This window comes from Amycolatopsis sp. NPDC004772 (genome assembly GCF_053601215.1).
In genome coordinates this window covers 1-22,021 of the sequence record NZ_JBSGBK010000002.1, presented here as the reverse complement: position 1 = coordinate 22,021, position 22,021 = coordinate 1, and the positions used below count along the sequence as shown (strand labels likewise).

25 protein-coding genes are annotated in these 22,021 nt (G+C 71.5%); 11 read left to right on the top strand and 14 right to left on the bottom strand.

Translation table 11 applies throughout. The features are described 5' to 3' along the window. Positions 1–10: 10 nt before the first annotated feature. On the bottom strand, positions 11–640 hold the full coding sequence (locus ACWEF6_RS01385; protein WP_449681052.1) for a class I SAM-dependent DNA methyltransferase: 630 nt from the start codon (positions 638–640) through the stop codon (positions 11–13). A gap of 41 nt (positions 641–681) precedes the next feature. On the opposite strand from ACWEF6_RS01385, the gene ACWEF6_RS01380 reads away from it, so the two are divergent. Continuing rightward, a complete protein-coding gene (locus ACWEF6_RS01380; protein WP_449681252.1) occupies positions 682–1,149 on the top strand; it encodes a nitroreductase family deazaflavin-dependent oxidoreductase in 468 nt (155 codons plus the stop codon). On the opposite strand, the gene ACWEF6_RS01375 is transcribed toward ACWEF6_RS01380, so the two are convergent. Continuing rightward, complete coding sequence (locus ACWEF6_RS01375) at positions 1,139–1,672, bottom strand: GNAT family N-acetyltransferase (RefSeq protein ID WP_310967351.1); 534 nt, start codon at positions 1,670–1,672, stop codon at positions 1,139–1,141. The two genes, ACWEF6_RS01380 and ACWEF6_RS01375, sit on opposite strands and share 11 nt — an antisense overlap. A gap of 167 nt (positions 1,673–1,839) precedes the next feature. Here ACWEF6_RS01375 and ACWEF6_RS01370 point away from each other — a divergent pair, with 167 nt between their 5' ends. Next, entirely contained in the window at positions 1,840–2,319 is a 480-nt protein-coding gene (locus ACWEF6_RS01370; RefSeq protein ID WP_449681051.1) for a YdeI/OmpD-associated family protein, read from the top strand. Here ACWEF6_RS01370 and ACWEF6_RS01365 read toward each other — a convergent pair. After that, the gene (locus ACWEF6_RS01365) at positions 2,207–3,160 is read right to left on the bottom strand and encodes a hypothetical protein (RefSeq protein WP_449681050.1); all 954 of its coding nucleotides are present in this window, start codon (positions 3,158–3,160) and stop codon (positions 2,207–2,209) included. The genes ACWEF6_RS01370 and ACWEF6_RS01365 overlap by 113 nt on opposite strands. Positions 3,161–3,330: 170 nt before the next feature. Between ACWEF6_RS01365 and ACWEF6_RS01360 the strand changes: the two genes are divergently transcribed. Then, positions 3,331–4,671 (top strand): pyridoxal phosphate-dependent decarboxylase family protein, encoded by a 1,341-nt coding sequence (locus tag ACWEF6_RS01360; RefSeq protein WP_449681251.1) that lies wholly within the window; start codon positions 3,331–3,333, stop codon positions 4,669–4,671. On the opposite strand, the gene ACWEF6_RS01355 is transcribed toward ACWEF6_RS01360, so the two are convergent. Further along, positions 4,665–5,057, bottom strand: coding sequence for a hypothetical protein (locus ACWEF6_RS01355; protein ID WP_449681049.1), 393 nt, complete (start codon positions 5,055–5,057; stop codon positions 4,665–4,667). The genes ACWEF6_RS01360 and ACWEF6_RS01355 overlap by 7 nt on opposite strands. Before the next feature lie 152 nt (positions 5,058–5,209). On the opposite strand from ACWEF6_RS01355, the gene ACWEF6_RS01350 reads away from it, so the two are divergent. After that, entirely contained in the window at positions 5,210–6,415 is a 1,206-nt protein-coding gene (locus tag ACWEF6_RS01350; protein WP_449681250.1) for a glycoside hydrolase family 18 protein, read from the top strand. 56 nt (positions 6,416–6,471) lie between these two features. Here ACWEF6_RS01350 and ACWEF6_RS01345 read toward each other — a convergent pair whose 3' ends face one another. Next, positions 6,472–7,635, bottom strand: coding sequence for an MFS transporter (locus tag ACWEF6_RS01345; RefSeq protein ID WP_449681048.1), 1,164 nt, complete (start codon positions 7,633–7,635; stop codon positions 6,472–6,474). A 54-nt stretch (positions 7,636–7,689) separates the two neighbouring features. Here ACWEF6_RS01345 and ACWEF6_RS01340 point away from each other — a divergent pair, with 54 nt between their 5' ends. Next, a complete protein-coding gene (locus ACWEF6_RS01340; RefSeq protein ID WP_449681047.1) occupies positions 7,690–8,064 on the top strand; it encodes a MerR family transcriptional regulator in 375 nt (124 codons plus the stop codon). 51 nt (positions 8,065–8,115) lie between these two features. Here ACWEF6_RS01340 and ACWEF6_RS01335 read toward each other — a convergent pair whose 3' ends face one another. After that, positions 8,116–8,541, bottom strand: coding sequence for a DUF5709 domain-containing protein (locus ACWEF6_RS01335; protein WP_449681046.1), 426 nt, complete (start codon positions 8,539–8,541; stop codon positions 8,116–8,118). Positions 8,542–8,622: 81 nt separating this feature from the next. Between ACWEF6_RS01335 and ACWEF6_RS01330 the strand changes: the two genes are divergently transcribed. Then, positions 8,623–9,447 (top strand): cyclase family protein, encoded by an 825-nt coding sequence (locus ACWEF6_RS01330; RefSeq protein ID WP_449681045.1) that lies wholly within the window; start codon positions 8,623–8,625, stop codon positions 9,445–9,447. On the opposite strand, the gene ACWEF6_RS01325 is transcribed toward ACWEF6_RS01330, so the two are convergent. From ACWEF6_RS01325 to ACWEF6_RS01315, 3 genes are all read right to left on the bottom strand, one after another. Further along, the gene (locus tag ACWEF6_RS01325; protein ID WP_449681044.1) at positions 9,444–11,741 is read right to left on the bottom strand and encodes a putative bifunctional diguanylate cyclase/phosphodiesterase; all 2,298 of its coding nucleotides are present in this window, start codon (positions 11,739–11,741) and stop codon (positions 9,444–9,446) included. The two genes, ACWEF6_RS01330 and ACWEF6_RS01325, sit on opposite strands and share 4 nt — an antisense overlap. Positions 11,742–11,904: 163 nt before the next feature. Then, complete coding sequence (locus tag ACWEF6_RS01320) at positions 11,905–12,723, bottom strand: ABC transporter permease (RefSeq protein ID WP_449681043.1); 819 nt, start codon at positions 12,721–12,723, stop codon at positions 11,905–11,907. Then, the gene (locus ACWEF6_RS01315; protein ID WP_449681042.1) at positions 12,713–13,612 is read right to left on the bottom strand and encodes an ABC transporter ATP-binding protein; all 900 of its coding nucleotides are present in this window, start codon (positions 13,610–13,612) and stop codon (positions 12,713–12,715) included. Before ACWEF6_RS01315 ends, ACWEF6_RS01320 begins: the two co-directional genes overlap by 11 nt. A gap of 112 nt (positions 13,613–13,724) precedes the next feature. Between ACWEF6_RS01315 and ACWEF6_RS01310 the strand changes: the two genes are divergently transcribed. Next, a complete protein-coding gene (locus ACWEF6_RS01310; protein WP_449681041.1) occupies positions 13,725–14,774 on the top strand; it encodes an amidohydrolase family protein in 1,050 nt (349 codons plus the stop codon). Between the two features lie 18 nt (positions 14,775–14,792). Here the strand turns inward: ACWEF6_RS01310 and ACWEF6_RS01305 are convergent, their stop codons facing one another. After that, positions 14,793–15,260 carry a carboxymuconolactone decarboxylase family protein gene (locus tag ACWEF6_RS01305; RefSeq protein ID WP_449681040.1) on the bottom strand — a complete coding sequence of 156 codons (468 nt, stop codon included), beginning with the start codon at positions 15,258–15,260 and terminating at the stop codon, positions 14,793–14,795. A gap of 93 nt (positions 15,261–15,353) precedes the next feature. On the opposite strand from ACWEF6_RS01305, the gene sigJ reads away from it, so the two are divergent. After that, positions 15,354–16,217, top strand: a complete 864-nt coding sequence (gene sigJ / locus ACWEF6_RS01300; RefSeq protein WP_449681039.1) for an RNA polymerase sigma factor SigJ — start codon at positions 15,354–15,356, stop codon at positions 16,215–16,217. Here the strand turns inward: sigJ and ACWEF6_RS01295 are convergent. Beyond that, positions 16,214–16,384, bottom strand: a complete 171-nt coding sequence (locus ACWEF6_RS01295; RefSeq protein WP_310967369.1) for a hypothetical protein — start codon at positions 16,382–16,384, stop codon at positions 16,214–16,216. The two genes, sigJ and ACWEF6_RS01295, sit on opposite strands and share 4 nt — an antisense overlap. A 316-nt stretch (positions 16,385–16,700) precedes the next feature. On the opposite strand from ACWEF6_RS01295, the gene ACWEF6_RS01290 reads away from it, so the two are divergent. Next, a complete protein-coding gene (locus ACWEF6_RS01290) occupies positions 16,701–17,690 on the top strand; it encodes a hypothetical protein (protein WP_449681038.1) in 990 nt (329 codons plus the stop codon). A gap of 231 nt (positions 17,691–17,921) precedes the next feature. Further along, complete coding sequence (gene shbA, locus ACWEF6_RS01285; protein WP_449681249.1) at positions 17,922–18,551, top strand: RNA polymerase sigma factor ShbA; 630 nt, start codon at positions 17,922–17,924, stop codon at positions 18,549–18,551. A gap of 3 nt (positions 18,552–18,554) precedes the next feature. On the opposite strand, the gene ACWEF6_RS01280 is transcribed toward shbA, so the two are convergent. From ACWEF6_RS01280 to ACWEF6_RS01270, 3 genes are all read right to left on the bottom strand, one after another. Further along, the gene (locus ACWEF6_RS01280) at positions 18,555–18,857 is read right to left on the bottom strand and encodes a cupin domain-containing protein (RefSeq protein WP_449681037.1); all 303 of its coding nucleotides are present in this window, start codon (positions 18,855–18,857) and stop codon (positions 18,555–18,557) included. After that, positions 18,854–19,354, bottom strand: a complete 501-nt coding sequence (locus ACWEF6_RS01275) for a sigma-70 family RNA polymerase sigma factor (RefSeq protein ID WP_449681036.1) — start codon at positions 19,352–19,354, stop codon at positions 18,854–18,856. Before ACWEF6_RS01275 ends, ACWEF6_RS01280 begins: the two co-directional genes overlap by 4 nt. A 422-nt stretch (positions 19,355–19,776) precedes the next feature. Further along, positions 19,777–20,130: an RNA-binding S4 domain-containing protein gene (locus ACWEF6_RS01270; protein WP_449681248.1), complete on the bottom strand. Its 354-nt coding sequence runs from the start codon at positions 20,128–20,130 to the stop codon at positions 19,777–19,779. Between the two features lie 298 nt (positions 20,131–20,428). Between ACWEF6_RS01270 and ACWEF6_RS01265 the strand changes: the two genes are divergently transcribed. Continuing rightward, the gene (locus ACWEF6_RS01265) at positions 20,429–21,907 is read left to right on the top strand and encodes a GMC oxidoreductase (protein WP_449681035.1); all 1,479 of its coding nucleotides are present in this window, start codon (positions 20,429–20,431) and stop codon (positions 21,905–21,907) included. The last annotated feature ends 114 nt before the right edge of the window (positions 21,908–22,021 follow it).

The following is a 22,021-nucleotide window of genomic DNA, read 5'->3' as shown; positions in this document are numbered from 1 at the left end:
TCTTGACGGCTCAGGCCGGCTTGCGCGCGGTCAGGTAGACGTGCGGCTCCGGGCCGGCGCCGGGGTGGTCGGGCACGAACTCGGCCTCGTCCGCGCGGACGATCTCCAGGCCCGCGGCCTGCAGCCGCTCCTTCAGCGGGCCGGCGGCGAAACTGTACGCCCGGACCGGGTGCCCCATGAAGACGATGTCGACGCCGTCGACGTCGGCCGGCACGGTGGCGAAGACGAGCAGGCCACCGGGCTTCAGCCAGGCCGCCAGCCGGCCGAACATGGTCTCCTGGTCGGCCCGGGGGAGCTGGAGCATCGAGAAGAAGGCGGTGATCGCGTCCCAGGTGGCGTCCGCGAAGGACAGTTCGCGCATGTCGCCGAGCTCGAACCGGGCGGCGGGCACCTGGCTGCGCGCGATCTCGACCATCTTCGGGGCGACGTCGTAACCGGTGACGTCGTGGCCGCCGGCGACCAGGGATTCCGCGGTGGGGCGCCCGGTGCCGGAACCGAGGTCGAGCACCTCCGCTTCCGGCGGCAAGGCGTCGAGCAGGTCGGTGAGGGCGGCGCGGTGCCCGGTCGCGGTGCGGAAGGCGTGCTCGTAGTCGGTGCCGAGCGCGTCGAAGACTTCGGCGGCGGTTTCGGGGCGCGTCATGCCCGGGACTCTGCCAGACCTAGGATCGCGCCGTGGCTGGTTTGCGGGGTGTCTTCGCCGGGTTCGGCAAGAGCAGGGCGTTCGCGGTGCTCGGGCGGGCGCTCGTGCCGGCCGACCGGGTGCTGCTGCGGATCAGCGGCGGCCGGGTCGGCGTCGGCGCGGCGGTCGGGCTCCGGACGTTGCTGCTCACGACGATCGGCCGGCGCAGCGGCGAACCCCGCCAGGTGCCGCTGCTGTACGTCGCGCGGGAGACGGGGTACGTCGTCATCGGCTCGAACTGGGGCGGCGAGGCGCACCCGGCGTGGTCGGCGAACCTCCTGGCCCACCCGGCGGCGACGGTCGCGCTGAACGGGCGCACGATCGACGTCACCGGGCGGCTCCTGACCGGGGACGAGCGCCAGGAGATGTGGGACGCGGTGGCGGCGTACTGGCCCGCGTACGACCGGTACGCCGTGCGGGCCGCACACCGGGACATCCGCGTGTTCCTGCTGGAGCCGGTCAGCCGATGAGGTCGGTGTGCCGGATCCGGTACACCTGCAGCCGCAGGTTGTAGTACTTGTCGGTCTCGCCGACCCAGTTCATGCCGAGCCGCTTGGCGACGGCGATCGCCCGCGTGTTGTTCGGCCGCGCGACGGCGAACAGTTCCTCGGTGTCCTGCGTGAAAGCCCATTCGATGAGGGCGGTCGCCGCCTCGGACGCGTAACCCTTGCCCCACACGCCGGGCGTCAGCTGCCAGCTCAGCTCGAGGTCCTCTTCGAACGGCGGCAGCAGCCGGATGCCGAGGCCGCCGATCACCGCACCGTCCTCTTTGCGCTCGATGGCCCACCGCCCCCGCGGCGGCGGCAGGTTCGGCTGCGCTTCCTGCCAGGCGTGCAGCACCGCGCGCATCGCGCCGATGTCGCCGACGCGGTCCATGGCCGGGGTCAGCCAGTGCGTGACGTCTTCCGCGCCGTAGATGGCGAACGCGGCTTCGGCGTCGGCAGGCGTCCAGTCCCGGATCACGAGCCGGTCGGTGCTCAACGGGGTCTCCATACCAGGACGTTACGCCGGGAGGCCGCCGATTGTTCCCGTCGCCGAGTGCTCGGAAGGTGAACCCTCAGGTGGCGTCATGGACAACGTGGTGCAGGTCTCCTCGGTCGGGGAGTGGGGATCCTGGCTGGCGGCGACCCGCGAGACGCGGTGTCGAGTGGGTTCGACGGATGACCACGGCCGAGTCGATGGCATCGGCTGGCAGGCGATGGTGGATCTCGCCCGGCAGATCGGGAGCTGGGACGTGCTGGCCGAGGCGCAGGACGGGGGTGGTGCCTTTGGAGCTGCGGAGTGCGTTGGCCGGGGACGTGGCGGCTTCGCGGTACTTCGACGGGTTCCCGCCTTCGTCGCGGCGGCTCGTCCTGGAGTGGGTCGCGAAGGCCAAGCGGCTGGAGTCCCGGCGGCGCCGGATCGTGACGACGGTGGAGTTGGCCCGGCAGAACCGGCGAGCTGCCCACCCGAAAGCGGCTGAGGGGTCTACCGCGCTCCGGACTCGGCCTACGACCCGCGTAACCGGTGCGGTGTCGACCAGCGAACCTATTCTTTGCTGGATTCTTGAAGCCACTTCGCGTAGTCTTCGCGCACCGATCGCATCGCTTCGAGCCAGACCGAGTCTGGTCTGTCCAGCAACTTCACGTCGAGTACGGTGACAGCCTTGGCAATCGACCCTCGACGAGAACTGTGCTCGATTTTTCCTGCTTCGACGAGGACCTGAAACGCTTGCGGGCGTGGTCCTAGTTGTCGCGCTATCGCCGCCAATGCTCCTTTGTCGCTGAGTAGTCGGTCAATGGCGCGCGTTCCGGTGCCGTGCGTGCCGGCGATGCTGACAATTGATCGGTTGCTTTGGAAGGCTTGTTCCGTCAAGAAGTTCGGAACCTTGGTTATCAGCAAGTAGTCCGAGAATATGAGGCCGTTGTTGGCGACCGTGGGGTAGCGCATCGTCGATCGAACCCCACTCTGGTCGACGATCGGCCAATTGGGGCGAGCTGTTCTGCCTCTGCCGGGCACTATCCGCTCGCAGCTTGCGCGAACCAGGGCCGGGTCTTCCTCCCAGCGAAAGGGAAGATCAATCGTTCGTCCTATGTAGTGCATGCCTCCGGCAGGCATTCTTTGGTAGCCGAATGCGAGGCTGGTTACCGCTTCGGATTCGGGACTTCCGATGAGTACGAGCCCGTCCGACAGGGATGCGGTGACGTCGTCAACGAGTTCCAGGGTGTTCGACTTCCGAGCCTCGGAATAATCGCAGTTTGCAATTGCCGCGAACGCGAGAGCGTCATCCGGGTGAGGATCTCCTCGCCGGTACAGCGGGTGATGCATCGAAACGCGATAGCTATATATTCCGGAATCGGCGAAGCCAAGCAAAGATTTTCCCGTGCGTGCGAGTTGTGACGCTTCGCGTCTCCCCGAGAACCACCGTCCCAAGGAGCCGAGTAACTTCAGCCCGGACTCTGTGGCCTTGGCTGCTCCACTTAGCTCGCCCATCAAGGACATGCAGCCTCCGAAGCCGTGTTCCTCCGCCGAAGTAGCTACTCTGTGTGAACGCTAGACTGCTGGATGGCTTGATCACAAGGCGGTGGGGCGACTGCCGACACTCCGGTCTCCAGGCCCGCGAATCAGCGCTTCGCCGGCCAAACCCGGCCTACAGTCGCCTGGTGACCGACCTGCACGCCCTCCTGACCCGCGCCGCCGAGCTCGGTGCCGGCTACCGTGCCACCCTCGCGGCGCGGCCGGTCGCCCAGGCCGTCGACCCCGCCGTCCTGCGGGCCGGCTTCGGCGGCCCGCTCCCCAAGCACCCCACCCCACCGTCCGAAGTACTCGAACAGCTCGCCGAAGCCGCCGATCCCGGGCTCGTCGCCACCGCCGGACCCCGGTTCTTCGGCTTCGTCATCGGCGGCGCCCTCCCCGCCGCCACCGCGGCCGATGTCCTCGCCGCCGGCTGGGATCAGAACGGGTTCAACGCCGTCCTCTCGCCCGCCGCGGCCGCCGCCGAAGAGGCCGCCGGCAGCTGGCTCAAGGAGCTTCTCGGCCTTCCCGCCACCGCCTCCACCGGGTTCGTCACCGGTGGCCAGGCCGCGAACACCGCCGCCCTCGCCGCCGCGCGGCACCACGTTCTCGCCGAAGCCGGCTGGGATGTCGAACGCGATGGGCTCGTCGGCGCCCCGCGCGTCCGGGTTCTCGCCAGTGAAGAACGGCACGCCACCATCGACCGCGCCCTGCGGCTGCTCGGCTTCGGCACCCGGGTCGTCGAGGCGGTCGCGGCCGGCCCTCAAGGCGGGATCGACGTCGACGACCTCCGCAGGAAGTACGAAGCCGGACCGATGATCGTCTGCCTGCAGGCCGGGAACGTGAACACCGGCGCGTGCGACGACCTCCGCGCCGCCCGGGAAGCCGCGCCCGGGGCCTGGCTCCACGTCGATGGTGCCTTCGGGCTCTGGGCCGCCGCCAACCCGGCCACCAGGCCGCTCCTCGACGGCGTCGAACTCGCCGATTCCTGGGCCTGCGACGGGCACAAGTGGCTCAACGTCCCGTACGACTCCGGCTTCGTCTTCTGCGCCCGCCCGGACGTCCACGCCGCCGCGATCTCCTACCGGGCCGCCTACCTCACCGGCGCCGGCGAGGTGTCCGGCATGGGTGACCTGACCCTGGAGTCGTCGCGCCGCGCCCGTGGGTTCGCCGTCTGGGCGGCGCTGCGCGAGCTGGGCCGCGACGGCGTCGCCGAGCTCGTCGACCGCTGCTGCCGGCTGGCCCGCCGCTTCGCCGGGAAGCTCGCCGACGGCGGTGCCGAGATCGCCAACGACGTCGTCCTCAACCAGGTCCTCGTCTCCTTCGGCGGGGACACCGACGCGCTCATCCGGAAGGTCCAGGACGACGGCACCTGCTGGTTGGGCGGCACCACCTGGCGCGGCCGCCGGTACCTGCGGATCTCGGTGTCCGGCTGGACGACGACCGAGGCCGACGTCGACCGCAGTGCCGCGGCGATCCTCCGCCTCGCGCGTCAGTGACCTTCGCGCACCGAAAGCGCGTCCGTCCGCCAGGCGATCTCCTTCTCGCCGCCGGTCGGCCAGCTCGACGACAGCCGGCGGCGGACGCTGCCCAGCGCGCCCAGCTCGGCCAGGTCCACCCCGGCGCCCTGCGCGGCCAGCGCCGACACCTCGGCCGTCGTGAGCGGCACGAAGTCGAAGTACTGCGCGTCTTCGCCGCCGTTCCAGTCGACGAACTCGGTGAAGATCGCGGCGAACGACTGACCACACTCGGGGCAGCGGCGCAGGGAGACGCTGAAGTGCGACCGCTCGACCAGGCGATGGGTCTTGTTCAGCCGGGTCGTGCAGAACGCCAGCGCGGTCAGGGCGTCATCGCCGGAACAGCGGGCGCAGCCGAACTCGGTCATCGCCCGATCATCGCACGCGTGAATCCGCACCCGGCTGCGGAGGTACACCGAAACCCGCTGACCACACGATTCGCTCTGGTCCGCAGTGGTCTGGACCTGTTAGCCTCAGGCGTTCGCTCGTCTGGGCCGATGAGGAGAAACCCGTGCTCCGCATGAGAAAACGCATCGCCGTCGTCGCGCTCGCGCTCGCCGGTGCCTCCGTCGTCGCGCCGCCGGCGGACGCCGGGCAGGGCCAGGGCCAGGGCCAGGGCAAGGTGATGGCCTACTTCGCCGACTGGGACGTCTACGCCCGCGGCTACCACGTCAAGGACATCGAGACGTCCGGGTCGGCCGCGAAGCTGACCCACATCAACTACGCGTTCGGCAACGTGACGGGCGGCGGCTGCGCGGTCGGCGACCCGTGGGCCGACCACGACATGCCCTACGACGCCGCCACCAGCGTCAGCGGCCAGGCCGACAGCACCGAACCCGGCGCGCTGCACGGCAGCTTCAATCAGATCCTCCAGCTCAAGAAGCTGCACCCGAAGCTGAAGGTGCTGTGGTCCTTCGGCGGCTGGACGTGGTCGGCGGGCTTCACCGAGGCGGCGAAGAACCCGGCCGCGTTCGCGGAATCCTGCTACAACCTGGTCAACGACCCGCGCTGGGCCGGTGTCTTCGACGGCATCGACATCGACTGGGAGTACCCCAACGCCTGCGGGAACACCTGCGACACCAGCGGCCCGAAGGCGTTCACCGGGCTGGTCAAGGCGCTGCGCGCGAAGTTCGGGCGCCAGCTGGTGACCGCCGCGATCACCGCCGACGGCTCGAAGAACGGCAAGATCGACGCCACCGAGTACGGCGCCGCGAGCCGGTACCTCGACTGGTACAACGTGATGACCTACGACTACTTCGTCGCCGGCGCCAGTCCGAACGGGCCGACCGCGCCGCACTCGCCGTTGCGCGCCTACCCCGGCCTCCCGACCGCCGGCTACTACGCGGACGCGGCCATCCAGAAGCTGCGCCACCAGGGCGTGCCGTCGTCGAAGATGTTGCTGGGCCTCGGGTTCTACGGCCGCGGCTGGGACGGCGTGACGCAGAAGCAGCCCGGCGGCACGGCGACCGGCCCGGCGCCCGGCACCTACGAGGCGGGCGTCGAGGACTACAAGGTCCTCAAGACCCGGTGCCCCGCCAACGGCAAGATCGCCGGTACGGCGTACGCGAAGTGCGGCTCGCAGTGGTGGAGCTACGACACCCCCGAGACGGCGTCGGCCAAGGCCGGGTACGCGAAGTCGCAGGGGCTCGGCGGCGTGTTCGCCTGGGAGCTGTCGGGTGACACGGCGAACGCGGAACTGCTGCGGGCCATCGCCGGCCGCTGCTGAAAAGCTGGAGGGCCCGGGCGCGAGCGCGTCCGGGCCCTTCGTCCACTCAGGACCCCTCAGGACCGGGCGGGGAACCCGTGCCGCCGGGCGCCGAGGACCACCGCGAGCACCGGCAGCAGGAGCACGAGCAGCGTCCAGGGGAACGACGCCGGCCCGGCGGTGTCGAGCAGGACCCCGCCGGCCACGCCGCCCGCGGCCATCGCCGCGTTCCACAGCGTGACGAGCATGGCCTGCGCGTTGTCCGCCGCGGCGCCGCCGGCGGTTCCGGCCGCCGTCTGCAGCAGCGTCGGGACGCCGCCCCAGCCGAGTCCCCAGAGCGCCACCGCGACGTAGACCAGCGCCGGGCTGTGCGCGAACACCGCCAGCAGCGTCGCCGCCAGTGCGACGCCGACGGTGCTGAGCACCGTCAGCGCCCGCAGTGCGCGGTCGATCCGGGCACCGACGATGGCGATGCCGGCCATCGACGCGATCCCGAACACCAGCAGCACGACGTCCACCGCGTCCGCCATCCCGGCGTGGCCGAGGAAGGCGGCGACGTAGGTGTAGAGCACGGTGTGCGCCAGCACGAACACGAGCGTCACGGCGAGCACGGGCACGACACCGGGGACGCCGAGCGTGCGCAGGACGGGCGTCCGGCCGGTCGCCTGCCCCGGCTGGTCCGGGACCGCCGCGGCGATCCACCCGAGCAGGACGACCGCGATCGCCGACATGACGCCGAACGCCGAGCGCCAGCCGAGCAGGCCGCCCAGGAACGTCCCGGCCGGGATGCCGAGCGAGAGAGCCAACGGGATGCCGGCCATCACGATCGCGATGGCCCGGCCCTGGTTGTCCGGGACGAGCCGGCGCGCGTAGCCGGCGAGCAGCGCCCAGACCACGCCCGCGGCCACCCCGGCGACGAAGCGCGCCACCATCGTCAGCGCGTAGTCCGAGGACAGCGTCGTGACCGTGTTGGCCACCGCGAACCCGGCGACCCCGGTGAGCAGCAAGCGTTTGCGGGACCAGCCCGCGGTGGCGGCCGACAGCGGGATCGCGGTCAGCGCGGTGCCGAGCGCGTAGATCGTCACCGCCTGGCCGGCCGCGGCTTCGCCGACGCCGAGACCGGCGCTCATCCCGGGCAGCACGCCGGCCGGCAGCGCCTCGGTGAGCACGGTGACGAACGCGGCGGTGGTCAGGGCGAGGAGGGCGGTGAGCGGAAGAGGGCGGGTCCGGATGTTCGTCATGCCGCTATGCTCGAACCCTCACATCGATGTGAAGGTCTACGTGAGGTGGGGCACATGCGGATCGGCGAGCTCGCGGAGCGCACGGGCACGTCCCGGCGGCTCCTCCGGTACTACGAGGAACAGGGCCTGATCATCGCGAGCCGCGGCCCGAACGGCTACCGCGACTACGACGAGCCGACGGTCGACCGGGTGATCCAGGTGCGCGGCCTGCTCGACGCCGGCCTGCCCACCCGGATCATCAAGCAGATCCTGCCCTGCCTGGACAAACCCCGCACGATCTACTTCCCGGACGCGACCCCGGAGATGATCGCGACCCTGGAAGCCGAGCGCGACCGCATGACCCGGCGCGCGGAATGCCTGCTGCGCAACCGCGACGCGATCGGTGAGTACCTGGCCGCGGTCCGCGAGTACGACTCCGCCGCCCGGTGACCGGATCCTCGAACCGGTGCCCCTGGCGGCCGGGCCGGAGCTTCTGCTGACTCACCAGCGTCGGGACGGGTCGATCACGTGGACCGCCGCTTCCTCCGCCGAAGCCGCGCCGTCGTCGATGCCGGCGTCCGAGGCATACAGCTCTTCGTCGGTGTCTTCGCCGAAGCCTTCGTCCGTGGCGACCAAGCGGCCCGCGCGGACGTCGCCGACCTCGTCGTCGATCAGCTCGCCGTCGGTGTCCTCGGTGTCGCCCAAGCCGTCGTCGTCCAGGTCGTCGGCCAGGTCGGGGACTTCGCGGGCGAGGCGGCCCGCCCAGCTCTCACCTTCCGCCGTCTCGCGCGCAGTGGTGCCCCAGCCTTCGGTGGCCTGCGCGCGTTCCGGTGGTGAATAACCCTCCGCGAGCTCGTCGCGGTCGTCCAAAGTGTCCTCGGGGTCGAGGATGCCGTTGTCGGCGTTGTCTTCGATGTCGTTGTCCACAGCCACATCTTCGCGCAACTCATTGGCTGCGCCCAGTCCGGGTGATATGACCGTGGAAACAAGGCCGAAAGGTGATCCCTCATGCCGATGAGACGCAGGGTGCTGGCCGCGGGGCTGGCCGGGGTGTTCGGCGCCGCGCTGTCCGGGCGGACGGCGCAAGCCTCGGAAGCCACCGGAGCCGCGCCGCCAACGCGGCTCGACCAGCTGAACCTGGTCAACCTCTCGCACGTCAACGACCCCGCCACGACCAACGTCTTCCCCGGGGACCCGGCCTTCGAGCTGGAAACCATCGCCACCATCCCCGAAGACGGCTACTACCTGCAGTTCGTCCGCGAAGGCGAGCACACCGGGACGCACTGGGGCGCGCCCGGCCACTTCAACACCGGGGAGCCGCTCGCCGACGACATGGACCCGGCGGACCTGTTCCGGCCCGCCGTCAAGATCGACGTCCGGGCGAAGGCGGCGCACAACCCGGACTACGCGGTCACGATCGACGACCTCAAGGCGTGGGAGAAGCGCCACGGCCGGATCCCGAACGAGTCCGTCGTCGTGCTGTGGACCGGCTGGGACGCCAAGTGGGGCACCCCGGCCTTCCCGAACACCGGCGCGGACGGCGTCCTGCACCAGCCCGGGTTCTCGATTCCGGCGGTGCACTGGCTGATCGACACCGGCCGGCTGGGCCGCCGCGGCGGGACGGGCACCGACACGTTCAGCCCCGACGTCGGCACCGACGAGACGTACACGGTGTCCAAGCTGGTCTACCGGCGGCACCGGATCAGCCTGGAGATCCTGGCGAACCTGAAGGCCCTGCCGGCGACGGGTGCCTGGGTCCTCGCCGGCGGCCCGATCAACCGCAACGGCGCGGGCTCGACGGCGACGATCTTCGGCGTCATCCCGCCGGGTTAACCGGCCGAGAGCGTCGACAACCGCAGCGACGACAGCGGGGCCGGGCGGCCGAAGCGGTAGCCCTGGGCGGTCGTGCAGCCCGCCCGGGTGACCAGTTCGGCCTGCTCGGCCGTCTCGATGCCCTCGGCGACCACGGCCACGTCGAGGTCGGCGCACAGGCCGACCAGCGATCGGCACAGGGCCGCGTCGCGGTCCGGGCGCACACCGGTGGTCAGCGCGCGGTCCAGCTTGATCAGGTCGACCGGCAGCGCGTGCAGCACCGTCAGGGAGCTGTACCCGGCGCCGAAGTCGTCGAGGGCCACCCGGACGCCCAGGTCCTGCAGGCGCCGGATCGCGGCCGCGCCCGCCGCCAGGTCCGGGACCGGCACCGTCTCGGTGATCTCGACGATCAGGCGGTCCGCCGGCAGGCCGTACCGGTCCAGCGCGGACCCGACGCTCTCCTCCAGCGTGGCGGCGCCGAGCCGGCTCGCGCACACGTTCACGTGCACGGTCAGGTCGATCCCGGCCGCGGTGATCTCGCGGCAGGCGAGGTCCAGCACCAGCGCGTCCAGCTCCGCGCCGAGACCGGCGCCTTCCGCCGCGCGGACGAACGTCTCGGGCGACACCGAGGTGCCGTCCCGGGTGGTCCAGCGGGCCAGCGCCTCCACCGCCACCGGCTGCTCGTCGGCCAGCCGGACGATCGGCTGGAACACCAGCGCGAACCCCTCCGGGAGACCGCCGCGGCGCAGCGCCGACGGGAAGTCGGGCGGCCCGTCCGGCGACGGGTGGTAGACGACCGTCGTGTCCTTGCCGAGCCGCTTGCCCGCGTACATCGACGTGTCCGCGCGGCCCAGCAGCACGTCCGACGTCACCGCCGGCTCGGCCGGGTCCGGCACGACCAGGCCCATGCTCGCGCGGACCGGCACCAGCGTGCCGTGCACCGCGAACGGCCGCCGCAGCGCGCTCTGGATCCGGTCGGCGACCGCCTGCGGGGCGTCGACCTCGCCCTCCAGCAGGATCGCGAATTCGTCGCCGCCCAGGCGCGCGACGGTGTCGCCCGCGCGGACGCAGCTCAGCAGCCGCTGGGCGACCGCGTGCAGCAGGACGTCGCCGCCCGCGTGCCCGAACCGGTCGTTGACCTCCTTGAAGTCGTCGAGGTCGACGAAGATCAGCACGAGCGGCCCTTCGGCGCCCTGCTCGATGGCGCGGTCCAGCCGGTCGGCGAAGAGCGCGCGGTTGGCCAGGCCGGTCAGCGGGTCGTGGTAGGCCTGGTGGGTCAGCGCCTGCTGGCCCTCGTACACCCGGCGTAGCAGCAACCGGTTGTCCAGCAACGAAAGCAGCTGCCGGGCCAGCACCAGGAACACCACCAGCGCGCCGACGAGTACCTCGACGCCGTCCGGGCCGGCCCCGGCCACGATCTGCACGGTGATCAGCAGCGCGACCGCGGTGACCGGCAGGTACGGCAGCGCCACCTGCCACCAGTCGACGCCGACCACCTGGCCGGCGTCGTCCCGCCGCCGCGTGTTGGGCGTGACCAGCAGGGCGAAGGCGATGAACAGCGGGCCGAGCACGAATCCGGCGTCCGACCACGGCTTCATGCTTTCCGCGCCGATGCTGACCAGGTAGGCGAACACGCTGTCGGAACAGGCCAGCGCGACGATCCCGAGGGCGGCGAGCAGCAGGTTCGCGCGGTAGGGGCGGTCCACCCGGTCGAACACGACCAGCAGCACGGCGACGACCACGACGACCAGATCGGTCAGCGGGTAGGCGATGGCGACGGCCCAGGTCAGCGCGTCCGGCCCGGTGGCCTGGACCACCTGCCCGAGCGCGGCGGTCCAGGTGAGGATGAACAGCGAGCCGGTGACGACCAGGCCGTCGAGCACCACGGCGACCCCGAAGTGGGCGGTCCACTGTGCCGGCTGCCAGCGTTCGCGGTCCGGCCGCGCGCGGGCCCGGGCGAGCACGAACAGCGCCGGGAGCGCGAACAGCGGGAAGCTCAGGTACCCGACGTCGGCCAGCGACGGCGACGGCAGCCCGCGGCCGTCGACCAGCTGGTAGTAGGACCAGACGCACTGGCCGAGCGACCAGCCGGTCATGCCGATCGCGACCAGCACCCGCCACCACCGCTGGTGCCCCCGCACCCGCCGGGCGACGACGATGCCGCAGACGATCCCGGTGACCCCGGCGCCGAGCTGCAGGGCGTCGTCGACCCACAGGGCGAAGGTGTCGCCCCAGAAGGCGAAGCCGTTGACCACGACCACGGCCGCCGTGACGAGGACGAGCAGGATGGCCACTGGGTACCGTCGCACTGTCATGGCACCTCACGCGGTCACGCACGCCGGTCGGACCGGCAAACACTACACCGGTCGTGATCAACCACAAGCGCACCGGCACCGGCACCGGCGCCGGTCAGGCGGTGATGCGGGCGGGTCGCTTCCGGGGTAGGCCGGGGCGGGCTCGGCGTCGAGGGTGCGCGAGTCAGGCGATGTCGCGGCGCTGCAGCAGCCAGCCCCCGAGGGCGCCGAACGCGAGCACGTACGCCGCCAGGACCGCCGTCGCCTGCCCGGCCCCGACCACCTGCTCGACCCCCGGTGCGCTCGCCCCGAACGCGGCGGCCAGCGCGCCCGCGTTCGGGCCCGGCAGGGCCTTCTGCAGCTGCGCGACCCAGTCCAGCAGCGGCGCGGCGATCGACGCGAGCAGGTTCTGCACCGCGAGCAGCCACACCAGCCCCAGCCCGATCGGGAGCGCCACCGAGCGCAGGCCGATCGCCAGCAGCACCCCGAGCGCGCCCCACATGGTCGCCACCAGCCAGCCCGCGCCGAGGCCGGTCAGGACGTCGGACACCGCCGGCCAGCCGATCGGCTGCCCTTCGAGCGACGCCACGAGCGCGCTCGCCCCCGCCGTCGTCGCGAACAACGTCAGCACCGCGGCGAGGGCGGCCAGCGCGACCGTGACCAGCTTCGCGCCGTACACCACCACCCGTGACGGGTGCTGCACGAGCACGGTTTTCCAGGTGCCGTAACCGTATTCGCTCCCGGCGACCAGCACGCCGAAGATCAGCGCCAACGCCCCGACGAAGATCGGCAGCCCGCCCAGTGCGCTGCCGACGAAGGCGTCCGGCAGCAGCGCGGCCAGCCCGCGGCCGCTGCCCGGTGGCCCGGACGCCGCCCCGCTCAGGCCCGCGTACGGGACGGCGTACCCGAACGTCAGCGTCAGGACGACGGCGACGGCCAGCAGCAGCCAGGTCGCGGGACGGCGGGACTGCTTGGTCAGCTCGGCGCGGATGTCACGCAGCATCGGGGCTACCTCCGGTCAGGGCGAAGAAGGTCTGTTCCAGGTCGGGTTCGTGCCAGCGCAGCTCGGTGACGACGAACCCGGCGCCGACCAGCTCGGCGTTGACCCGCCCGGCCTGCTCCGGGGCGACGTCGAGTTCGAGCGCGGTCCCGTCGAGACGGATGCGGGACGGGCCGAGGAGGCGGCCGAGGTGCTCGCGGGCGTTCGGGAGCGGATCGGCGACGACGCGCAGCGCGCCACCCGCGCGCAGGTCCTCGACCGTGGTCTCGGTGACGAGCCGGCCGTGGTCGAGGACGCCGACTCGGTCGCAGATCTGCTCGACCTCGGCCAGCAGGTGGCTGGACAGCAGCACGGTGCAGCCGCCCGCGGCGAGCTTGCGGAGGGTGACCCGCATGTCGGCCATGCCCGCCGGGTCGAGGCCGTTGGTCGGCTCGTCGAGCACCACCAGCTCGGGGTCCTTCAGCAGCGCCGCGGCCAGGCCGAGCCGCTGCTTCATGCCGAGCGAGTAGGTCGCGTACCGGTCCTTGGCGCGGTCGGTGAGGCTGACGACGTCGAGCACGGCGTCGACGCGCGTCCGGCGCACCCCGGCGTGGTCGGCGAGCACCCGCAGGTTGGCCCGGCCCGACAGGTATGGGTAGAAGGCGGGGCCTTCGATCAGGGCACCGACGCGGGCGAGGCTGGCGGGGCCCGGTTCGGCACCGAGCAGCCGGACGCGGCCGGCGGTCGGCCGGATCAGGCCGAGCAGCATCCGCAGCGTCGTCGTCTTGCCGGCGCCGTTCGGGCCGAGGAAGCCGTAGACCTCGCCGGCGGGCACGGACAGGTTCAGGTCTTCGACGGCGGCGATCTCGCCGTAGCGCTTGGTCAGCGCGGTGGTCTCCACGGGCAGGGTCACGGTGGCCTCCTTCTGGCGTCTCCCATGGTCGGGATCGCGGCGCTCGCGAGCGTCCGCCGCCGGACGGCACTTGCGCCTACGCCGGGCTGCGTACGCGGGTACGGTCGAAGTGGTGATCACGCGCATCCGGGGGTACGCGCTGCCGAGCGGCGAGTACACCGACCTCTACGCCGACGGCGACCGCTGGACGACCGACCCGGTGCCCGGCGCGACCCTGGTCGCCGAAGGCTGGCTGCTGCCCGGCCTGGTCGACGCGCACACCCACCCCGGTGCGGAGGCGCCGGGGCAGCCGATGGACGACGAGCTGCTCCGCGCGCACCTGCACCAGCACGTCGACGCCGGGGTCACGCTGATCCGCTCGCCGGGCCTGCCGGGCGAGCCGCCGCCGTGGTTCGGCGAGGACCCCGACGTGCCGCGGGCCCGGCACGCGGGACCGTGGCTGGCGCAGGAAGGCCAGTTCTTCGACGGCTGGGGCCGCCGCGCGGCGCACGACGAGCTCCCGGCGCTGGCGGCGGTGCAGGCCGCGCGCACGGGGTGGGCGAAGATCATCGCGGACTGGCGGGTCGGCGATTCCGCGGTCCCGGTGGACGTGCTGCGGGCGGTGGTGCGCGAGGTGCACGCCGTCGGCGGCCGGGTCGCGGTGCACAGCCAGCACCCCGAGGGCGGTGCCGCGGCGGTGCTGGCGGGTGTCGACTCCCTCGAACACGGCATGTGCCTGGACCCGGGTCTCCTGGCGCGGATGGCCGCCCAGGGGACGGCGTTGACCCCGACGCTGTCGACGATCACGGAGAGCCTAGGGCGCCGGGAACGGCAGCCGGACAGCCCGGCCCGGACGTGGTACTTGAGCGGCGCGCGGGTCCACGGAGCACTGACCGCGGCCGCGGCGGAAGCGGGCGTGCGCGTGCTGGCGGGCACGGATTCCCTGCCGCACGGCGGGATCGTCGCGGAGATCCGGGCGTTGCTGGCCGCGGGAGTGCCACCGCACGAGGCACTGGCGGCGGCGTCGTGGAGCGCGCGGGAATACCTGGGGCTCGGCGGGTTGGAGCCGGGCGCGCCGGCGGACGCGGTGGTGTACGACCGGGATCCGCGTGTCGAACCGGATCAGCTGGCGGACCCGGCGGCGGTGGTGCTGCGCGGCCGGTGTGTGCGGCGCCGCGGGTGAGGGCGGCGCCGCAGCCGGTCAGCGGTAGTTCTTCCCCAGTGGCAGGCCCGGGATCGGCTTCGCGATCAGCGCCACCGGGACGAAGTAACTCATCTGGCTCAGCACGAGCGTGAGCGTCCACAACGCCTTGTCGTCGTAGCACGCGGACGCCCGGGCGAAGAGCTCGTCCGGCACCCGCTCGGTCACCGAACGCGTGGTGAAGACCGCCTCGGCGAGCTCCAGTGCCACGCGCTCTTCCTCGCTGAAGTACGGCGAGGTCGGCCAGGACGCCACGGACGTGACCTGCTCCTCGCTCGCTCCCGCTTTGCGGAGCAGCTCGGCCTGCCTGATCGTGTGGTACGTGCTGCCGACCAGCTGGCCGATGCGCAGCTGCACCAGGTGGATCGTGCTCCGCGGGATCGAGCCGTTCATGGTGATCCTGGTCAGCGCGCCGGCGATGTCGCCCATCTCGGGGAAGAACTGCGCCGGGTCGGGAAGACGGGACATCTGTTTTCCTTTCGTCGTTTCGGGTCCTGACGAAACGGCTCGCCCGGTTGTGAGGCGACGTCACAAACCGCCGTCCCGGATCGTCGGAGTGGTGTGACTGATCTCTTGCAGGAGCGGCGGCAGCTGACCGGCCTCGCCTACCGGCTCCTCGGTTCGCTGAGCGACGCCGAGGACGTCGTCCAGGAGGCGTACGGCCGGTGGTATGCGCTGTCCGGGCCGCAGCGGGAGGCCATCGCGTCGCCCGGGGCGTGGCTGACGACGGTGGCCAGCAGGCTCTGCCTCGACCAGCTGCGGTCGGCCCGCGTCCGCCGGGAGCGGTACGTCGGCGAGTGGCTCCCGGAGCCGCTGCCCGGCGAGGCCGGCGCCGGCACCGATCCGGCCGACCGCGTCACGCTGGACGAGTCGGTCACCATGGCGTTCCTCGTCGTGCTGGAGGCCATGACGCCGGCCGAGCGGGTGGCCTTCGTCCTGCACGACGTCTTCGGCTACCCGTTCGCCGAGGTGGCGGCCGTCCTGGGCCGCTCCCCGGCGGCGGCGCGCCAGCTGGCCTCCTCCGCCCGCCGCCGCGTCCGGGCCGCTCGGGCCCCGGAGCCGGCCCGGGAGAGCGCCGAGGTGGTCCGCGCCTTCAAGACGGCCTGGGAAGCGGGGGACATCGAGGGACTGGTCGGCCTGCTCGACCCGGAGGCCACGGTCGTCGCGGACGGCGGTGGCCTGGTCAGCGCTGTGCGTCGCCCGATCGTGGGCGGCGAGCGGGTGGCGCGGTACGCCGTGGACCTCACGCGCCGGATCGCGCCGTTGTCGCTGGTGGAGGCGACCGTCAACGGGCGGCCGGGGCTGGTCGCCCGGCGGGACGGCGCCCTGGTGGCGGTGCTGGCGTTCGAGGTTGCCGGGGAGGCGGTCCGGCGGATCTGGGCGGTCCGGAACCCGGAGAAACTCCGCTCCTGGCCGGCGGCCTAGCCCGCACCCCGGTCGTCGTGCCGGGCGCGCGGGGCCGGCACGACGAACGCGATCACCGCCGCCGCCAGTCCGACGAGCACGGACAGGTGCGCGGCGGCCGGTACGGCGCTGATCAGGAACAGCCGCAGCGACCCCGAAATCAGCAGGCGCCACATCCTCGGGCTCATGATCAACAAGTACCCCCGGCGGGACGCCGTCAACCGGCGCCGGAGCAACGGCCCGGTCACGTTCACCCGCGGGGGTGGTGCGCCGCCCGGGTGAACGCCGCCGGGGCCGGAAAGCGCGCCGCGCCGGCGAAGGCGCTCCGGTCATTTCGACACGTTCGACAGCGGTGGTCGCGTGAGTTTCCGCCCGGAATCGTTGCGCCGCAATGCGGTCGCTGTGAACACAACGCCAACAAGTTTCGCCATTACCCGGATGGCGGAAAAGGAAACCGCGGGATAACGATCCGTTTGCCGGAGCGTGATCGACTGGACATCGGCGGTGGCGCTGGCGACCATTGACCTCCGTGCGTGGAAGGGGAGGGGAACGGTGAGCCTCAGTGCGGCGGACGTGGTCGGCGAACTCAAGGCCCTGCGCAAAGGGAGGGCAATTTTCACGACAACGCTCGCGGACCGGATCGGCCCCGCATTGCGCACCACTTGCGGCATTGTCGAAGATGACGGAACCGTGGAGATGCGGCGTAAGCTGTCCGACCGATTGCGCCCGCTGGTCGAGTCGCTGCCGGACGATCTGAAGATCGCTTTGCTGGCCGCATTCGCGCTCGAGGAGCGGGCGCGGAAACCGTTCTACCAGGAACGGGTGCACTGGGCCGCGATCACGCTCGACCGGGACGACCGGACGGTCCGGCGGCGGATCGACGAGGGGATCGAGCAGATCGCCGCGCTGGCCGTCGCGGCGGCCGTGCCGGCACCGCGGCACTATCCGGGCCGCGGCTGGCACACCGAAGAACTGCGCGTCACGCTGGCTCTCGATCAACCGGTGCCGGAGGCGTTCGAATTCCGGCGGGTGGTCGCCGACGCCGACGAAATCGCCGTGCTCGACCTGGCGCTGACGTTGCCGGTCACCGGCGAACCGGGCGTTTCGGTGCACGAGTCGGAGTTCGGAGTCGACGTGTTCCACGGTGGGGTGCTAACGCACCGGGTGATGGAATCGAGTGACCGGATCGGGCTCGTGTTGCGGCTGCCGGAGCCGTTGCGTCGGGGCGCGCGGCACGAGGTCGGGCTGCGATTCCGGGCGAACCTGCGAGAACCGCGTTACCTCTGCGTGCCGCGCCACCCGTGCGATCTTTTCGATCTGCACGTCCGGTTCGGTGAACGCGTGCCGAAGCGGATCGTGCGGCAGGACGGGGTTTCCCCGGCCGACGACTCCTCGCACGCCGGTGCGGTGCTGCCGGCCGACGACGCCGGCGAGGTGCACGTCCGGTTCCGGGACCTCGAGCCGGGCTTCGCCTACGGAATCCGCTGGGCTTGATCGCCCGGTTTCCGTCCACATTTTGTCCCGTGCGCCGAAGGTGCCCGGCGGCCGTTCGGACGGGGTCGTGAACGATTAACGGACAATACCTGGACAACCACCGGCACCGTGCAACGTTGCAGGTCAGCGCCTCGATTACGCCATATGACGGATCGGGGACGTCCAGGCACCACACTGTCCGTTGTGGACGGACGCTCCCGGTGGCGGGCACGAGGAGGGCGCGTGGAAACCATGATCGCGGAGGCGGCGGAGGCCGTCGACGGCTACACCGTGCTGGCGGATTCGCCGAGGCCGGAGGGTGGCCTGGCCAAGGAACAGCTCGACCCGGTGGTGGCGGCGGCGCGCGACGGCGACCCGGAGGCGGTCCAGGCGCTGCTGCGGCTGATCAAGCCGACGGTGGTGCGGTACTGCCGGGCGCGGATCGGCGGCCGGGACCTGTCCTACCTGTCCGCCGACGACGTCGCCCAGGAGGTGTGCCTGGCGGTGCTGAAGGTGCTGCCGGGGTACCAGGACCGCGGGGGCTCGTTTCTGTACCTCGTGCGCGCGATCGCGGCGAACAAGGTCGCCGACGCGTTCCGCTCGGTGGCCCGGGACCGGTCGAAGCCGGTGCCGGAGCTGCCGGACCGGCCGCTGGGCGGCAACGAGCCGGAGAACCACGTCCTCGAGCTCGACCTGGGGGCCCGGCTGGGCCGGCTGCTGGCGTTGCTGCCGCCGCTGCACCAGGACATCCTGTCGCTGCGGATCGTCGCCGGCCTGTCGGCGAACGAGACGGCGGAGGCGCTGGGCATCTCCGCCGGCAACGTCCGGATCACGCAGTTCCGCGCCCTGACGAAGCTGCGCGGCATGATCGGCGAGCTGTAGGCGTCACTCGAGCCATTCGGTGATGAAGTGGTCGCTTTCGTGGATGTGCACGGCCTCGTAGACGCCGGGGCCGAGCACGGCGAACTTGTGCGGCGTGCCCGCCGGGACGACGAGCACGTCCCCGGCGCCGCCGTCGCGCTCTTCGTCGCCGACGGTGAACCGCGCCCGCCCGCGGATGATCACGAACGTCTCGGTGTAGGGGTGCCGGTGCAGCCGCGGCCCGGAGCCGACGACGTCCGTGCTTTCGCGGATGACCGAGACTCCGGACCCGACGTCGCGTCCTTCGAAATTCTCGCTGTCGCTCACCTGGCCAGGGTAGCCGTCGCGACGACCCGGCGGAGCTGCCCGAGCGCCCGGTGCTGGGCGACGCGGACCGCACCCGGCGTCGAGCCCACCGCGGCGGCGGTCTCCTCCGCGGACAGGCCGACGATGACGCGCAGGACGACGATCTCGCGTTGTTTCCGGGGCAGCACGCCCAGGAGCTTCGCCACCCGCTCGCGCAGTTCGCGCCGGAGCGTGTGGTGCGCGGGATCGAGCGACGAGTCGGCCGCATCGGGCAGTTCGGCGACCGGCTCGTCCGGCCGCGCGGCGGCCTTCCGCGCGGCGGTGACCTTGGTGCGGGCGATGTCGCAGACGAAGTCGGGCAGCGGACGTCCCGGCGGCCGCCGCGGCAGGGCCGTGAGCAGGGCCACGCAGACGTCCTGGGCGACGTCATCGGCCGAGTCGGGGTCCAGGCGCGCGCGGCAGTAGCGCACCACGAGCGGCCGGGCTGCGGCCAGCGGGTGGTCCGGGCTGGTGGTCATGGTTTCCCTCCGTGCGGGGAACTACCCCCACGCCACGGAGATGGACCCGGCCCGCGCGGATTCCCGGCTATTTCCGGGAAGGCCGCGAAAGAGGCGACGATCCGTCGATCGACGGGGGAGATGACCTAGGCCTGCGCGGCCATCCGTGGCGGCCGAAGAGCCTGCCGCGCCGAGGCTCCGGACGGGAGGGTCGCGCTCGTGGCGGCGCAGCGGTTCTCGTGGCCCTACCGCCCTACGGCTCCTGCCGGGGCCGGGATGCGTCCAGCACGCGGCGCAGCGGTTCTCGTGGCCGTCCGGACTTCCGTGGCGGCTGGGCAGCCTGCCGCCCTACGGCTCCTGCCGGGGCCGGGATGCGTCCAGCACGCGGCGCAGCGGTTCTCGTGGCCCTCCGGACTTCCGTGGCGGCCGAGGGGCCTACCGCCCTACGGCTCCTGCTGGGACCGGAACGCGTCCAGCACGCGGCGCTCCCGTTTGGTCGGCCGCCCGGTGCCGCGGTCGCGGCGGGCGACTGGGATCGCCGTCTCCGGGGGCGGCTTCGGCGTGCGGTCCACGTAGCACGTCGCCGCGTCCGGGGCTCCCACGCGCTTCTGGATCACCCTCACCACGTCGAGCACCTTCGTCGTCCCGCCGACGCGCAGGCGGACTTCGTCGCCCGGGACGACCGTGGTCGCCGGCTTGGCCGGTTTGTCGTTGACGCGCACGTGGCCGCCTCGGCAGGCCGCCGCCGCGTCCGGGCGCGTCTTCGTCAGCCGGACCGCCCAGAGCCAGCGGTCCACTCGGGTGGACTCCACAGTCGTCCATCATGGCCCATTCAGCGGCACGCGCTCGCCACCCCGCCAGGTTACTCATGGGTATATGTCGACTTGTCTGCACCATCGAGCTATAACTTGTTCTAAATACCTCAACGGTGAGGAACAACACATGAGTGTCGAACCCGTGTGGAGAACAAACTCTGGCTCTGTATCCCGTCGCCTCTTTCTTGCTGGAACTGGTTCTATCTTAGCGAGCGCTGCACTGGCCGGTCGAGCCTCGGCGCAGTCCGCCGCACCGGCCGCCATCAGCGACGGCTCCCGCGTGTCCGCGCTGGTGATCGGGTCGGGTTACGGCGGCTCGGTCGCCGCTCTCCGGCTCGCCCAGGCCGGCATCGACGTGCAGCTGGTCGAGCTGGGCATGGCCTGGGACACCCCGGGCGCCGACGGCAAGATCTTCTGCGCCACGCCCAATCCGGACCAGCGCTCGTTCTGGTTGCGCACCAGGACGAAGCAGCCGTTTTCCAACTTCCTCGGGTTCCCGATCGACAAGGACATCCCGCGCTACACGGGCATCCTCGACGCCGAGGAGTTCAGCGGGATCACCGTGTACCAGGGCCGCGGCGTCGGCGGCGGCTCGCTCGTCAACGGCGGCATGGCCGTCACGCCGAAGCGGGAGAACTTCGGCGCCATCCTGCCCACCGTGGACGCGAACGAGATGTACGACGTCTACTACCCGCGCGCGAACGCCGGCCTCGGGGTCGCCACCGTCCGCCCGGCCTGGTTCGACTCCACCGACTGGTACCAGTTCGCGCGCGTCGGCCGGAAACAGGCCCAGCGGTCCGGTTTCCCGTTCGTGTTCGTGCCGGACGTGTACGACTGGGCCTACATGGAGCAGGAGGCGGCGGGCACCGTCCCGAAGTCGGCGCTGGCCGGGGAAATCCTGTTCGGCAACAACTACGGCAAGAAGTCGCTGCAGAAGACCTACCTGCCGAAGATCACCGCGACCGGCCGGGTCACCATCTCGCCGCTGCACCGCGTGACGCAGGTGGTGCCGGCTTCCGGCGGTGGCTACACGGTGACGATCGAGCAGCTCACCACCGCGGGGGCGGTGTCCACGATCAAGACCGTCACGGCGGACACGGTGTTCTTCGCCGCGGGCAGCGTCGGCACGAGCAAGCTGCTGGTCAAGCTGAAGGCGACCGGCGCGCTGCCGAACCTGAACGGCGAGATCGGCAAGAACTGGGGCGACAACGGGAACGTGATGGTGGGGCGGGCCAACCACATCTGGGACCCGACCGGGGCCTCCCAGTCGACCATCCCGTGCGGCGGCATCGACAACTGGAACGCGGGCGGTGCCTTCGCGGAGGTCGCGCCGCTGCCGACCGGGATCGAGACGTGGGCGTCGTTCTACCTGTCGATCACCAAGAACCCGAACCGGGCGCAGTTCACCTGGAACCCGGCGACGCGCGCGGTCGACCTCAGCTGGCAAACGGCGTGGAAGCAGCCGTCGATCGACATGGCGAAGACCATCTTCGACAAGATCAACTCGACCGAGGGCACGATCTACCGGACCGACCTCTTCGGCACGTACAAGATCTGGGGCGACCATCTCACCTACCACCCGCTCGGCGGCGCGGTGCTCGGCAAGGCGACCGACAACTACGGCAGGCTCGCCGGCTACCAGGGCCTGTACGCGATCGACGGCTCGCTGATCCCGGGCAACACGAGCGTCAACCCGTTCGTCACGATCACCGCACTGGCGGAACGCAACATCGAAAAGATCATCGCGCAGGACTTCTGAAGTCTGCCGCGGCCGGTCGTGAGTGGTAAGGCGGGTTCTAACAACCCAAAACACAAAAAAACACAAGGGGGGGGGGGAGAGCCAGGGGGGGGGGGGGAGGGGGGTGATGAAGGG

What these genes read in the sequence shown, in the direction of transcription:
- ACWEF6_RS01365 (WP_449681050.1), bottom strand. Translation starts at nt 3,160, where the DNA reads ATGTCCTTGATGGGCGAGCTAAGTGGAGCAGCCAAGGCCACAGAGTCC.
- ACWEF6_RS01355 (WP_449681049.1), bottom strand. Translation starts at nt 5,057, where the DNA reads ATGACCGAGTTCGGCTGCGCCCGCTGTTCCGGCGATGACGCCCTGACC.
- ACWEF6_RS01305 (WP_449681040.1), bottom strand. Translation starts at nt 15,260, where the DNA reads ATGTCCCGTCTTCCCGACCCGGCGCAGTTCTTCCCCGAGATGGGCGAC.
- ACWEF6_RS01345 (WP_449681048.1), bottom strand. Translation starts at nt 7,635, where the DNA reads ATGACGAACATCCGGACCCGCCCTCTTCCGCTCACCGCCCTCCTCGCC.
- ACWEF6_RS01330 (WP_449681045.1), top strand. Translation starts at nt 8,623, where the DNA reads ATGCCGATGAGACGCAGGGTGCTGGCCGCGGGGCTGGCCGGGGTGTTC.
- ACWEF6_RS01340 (WP_449681047.1), top strand. Translation starts at nt 7,690, where the DNA reads ATGCGGATCGGCGAGCTCGCGGAGCGCACGGGCACGTCCCGGCGGCTC.
- ACWEF6_RS01375 (WP_310967351.1), bottom strand. Translation starts at nt 1,672, where the DNA reads ATGGAGACCCCGTTGAGCACCGACCGGCTCGTGATCCGGGACTGGACG.
- ACWEF6_RS01370 (WP_449681051.1), top strand. Translation starts at nt 1,840, where the DNA reads ATGACCACGGCCGAGTCGATGGCATCGGCTGGCAGGCGATGGTGGATC.
- ACWEF6_RS01350 (WP_449681250.1), top strand. Translation starts at nt 5,210, where the DNA reads ATGAGAAAACGCATCGCCGTCGTCGCGCTCGCGCTCGCCGGTGCCTCC.
- ACWEF6_RS01275 (WP_449681036.1), bottom strand. Translation starts at nt 19,354, where the DNA reads ATGACCACCAGCCCGGACCACCCGCTGGCCGCAGCCCGGCCGCTCGTG.
- ACWEF6_RS01385 (WP_449681052.1), bottom strand. Translation starts at nt 640, where the DNA reads ATGACGCGCCCCGAAACCGCCGCCGAAGTCTTCGACGCGCTCGGCACC.
- ACWEF6_RS01295 (WP_310967369.1), bottom strand. Translation starts at nt 16,384, where the DNA reads ATGAGCCCGAGGATGTGGCGCCTGCTGATTTCGGGGTCGCTGCGGCTG.
- ACWEF6_RS01320 (WP_449681043.1), bottom strand. Translation starts at nt 12,723, where the DNA reads ATGCTGCGTGACATCCGCGCCGAGCTGACCAAGCAGTCCCGCCGTCCC.
- shbA (WP_449681249.1), top strand. Translation starts at nt 17,922, where the DNA reads ATGATCGCGGAGGCGGCGGAGGCCGTCGACGGCTACACCGTGCTGGCG.
- ACWEF6_RS01325 (WP_449681044.1), bottom strand. Translation starts at nt 11,741, where the DNA reads ATGACAGTGCGACGGTACCCAGTGGCCATCCTGCTCGTCCTCGTCACG.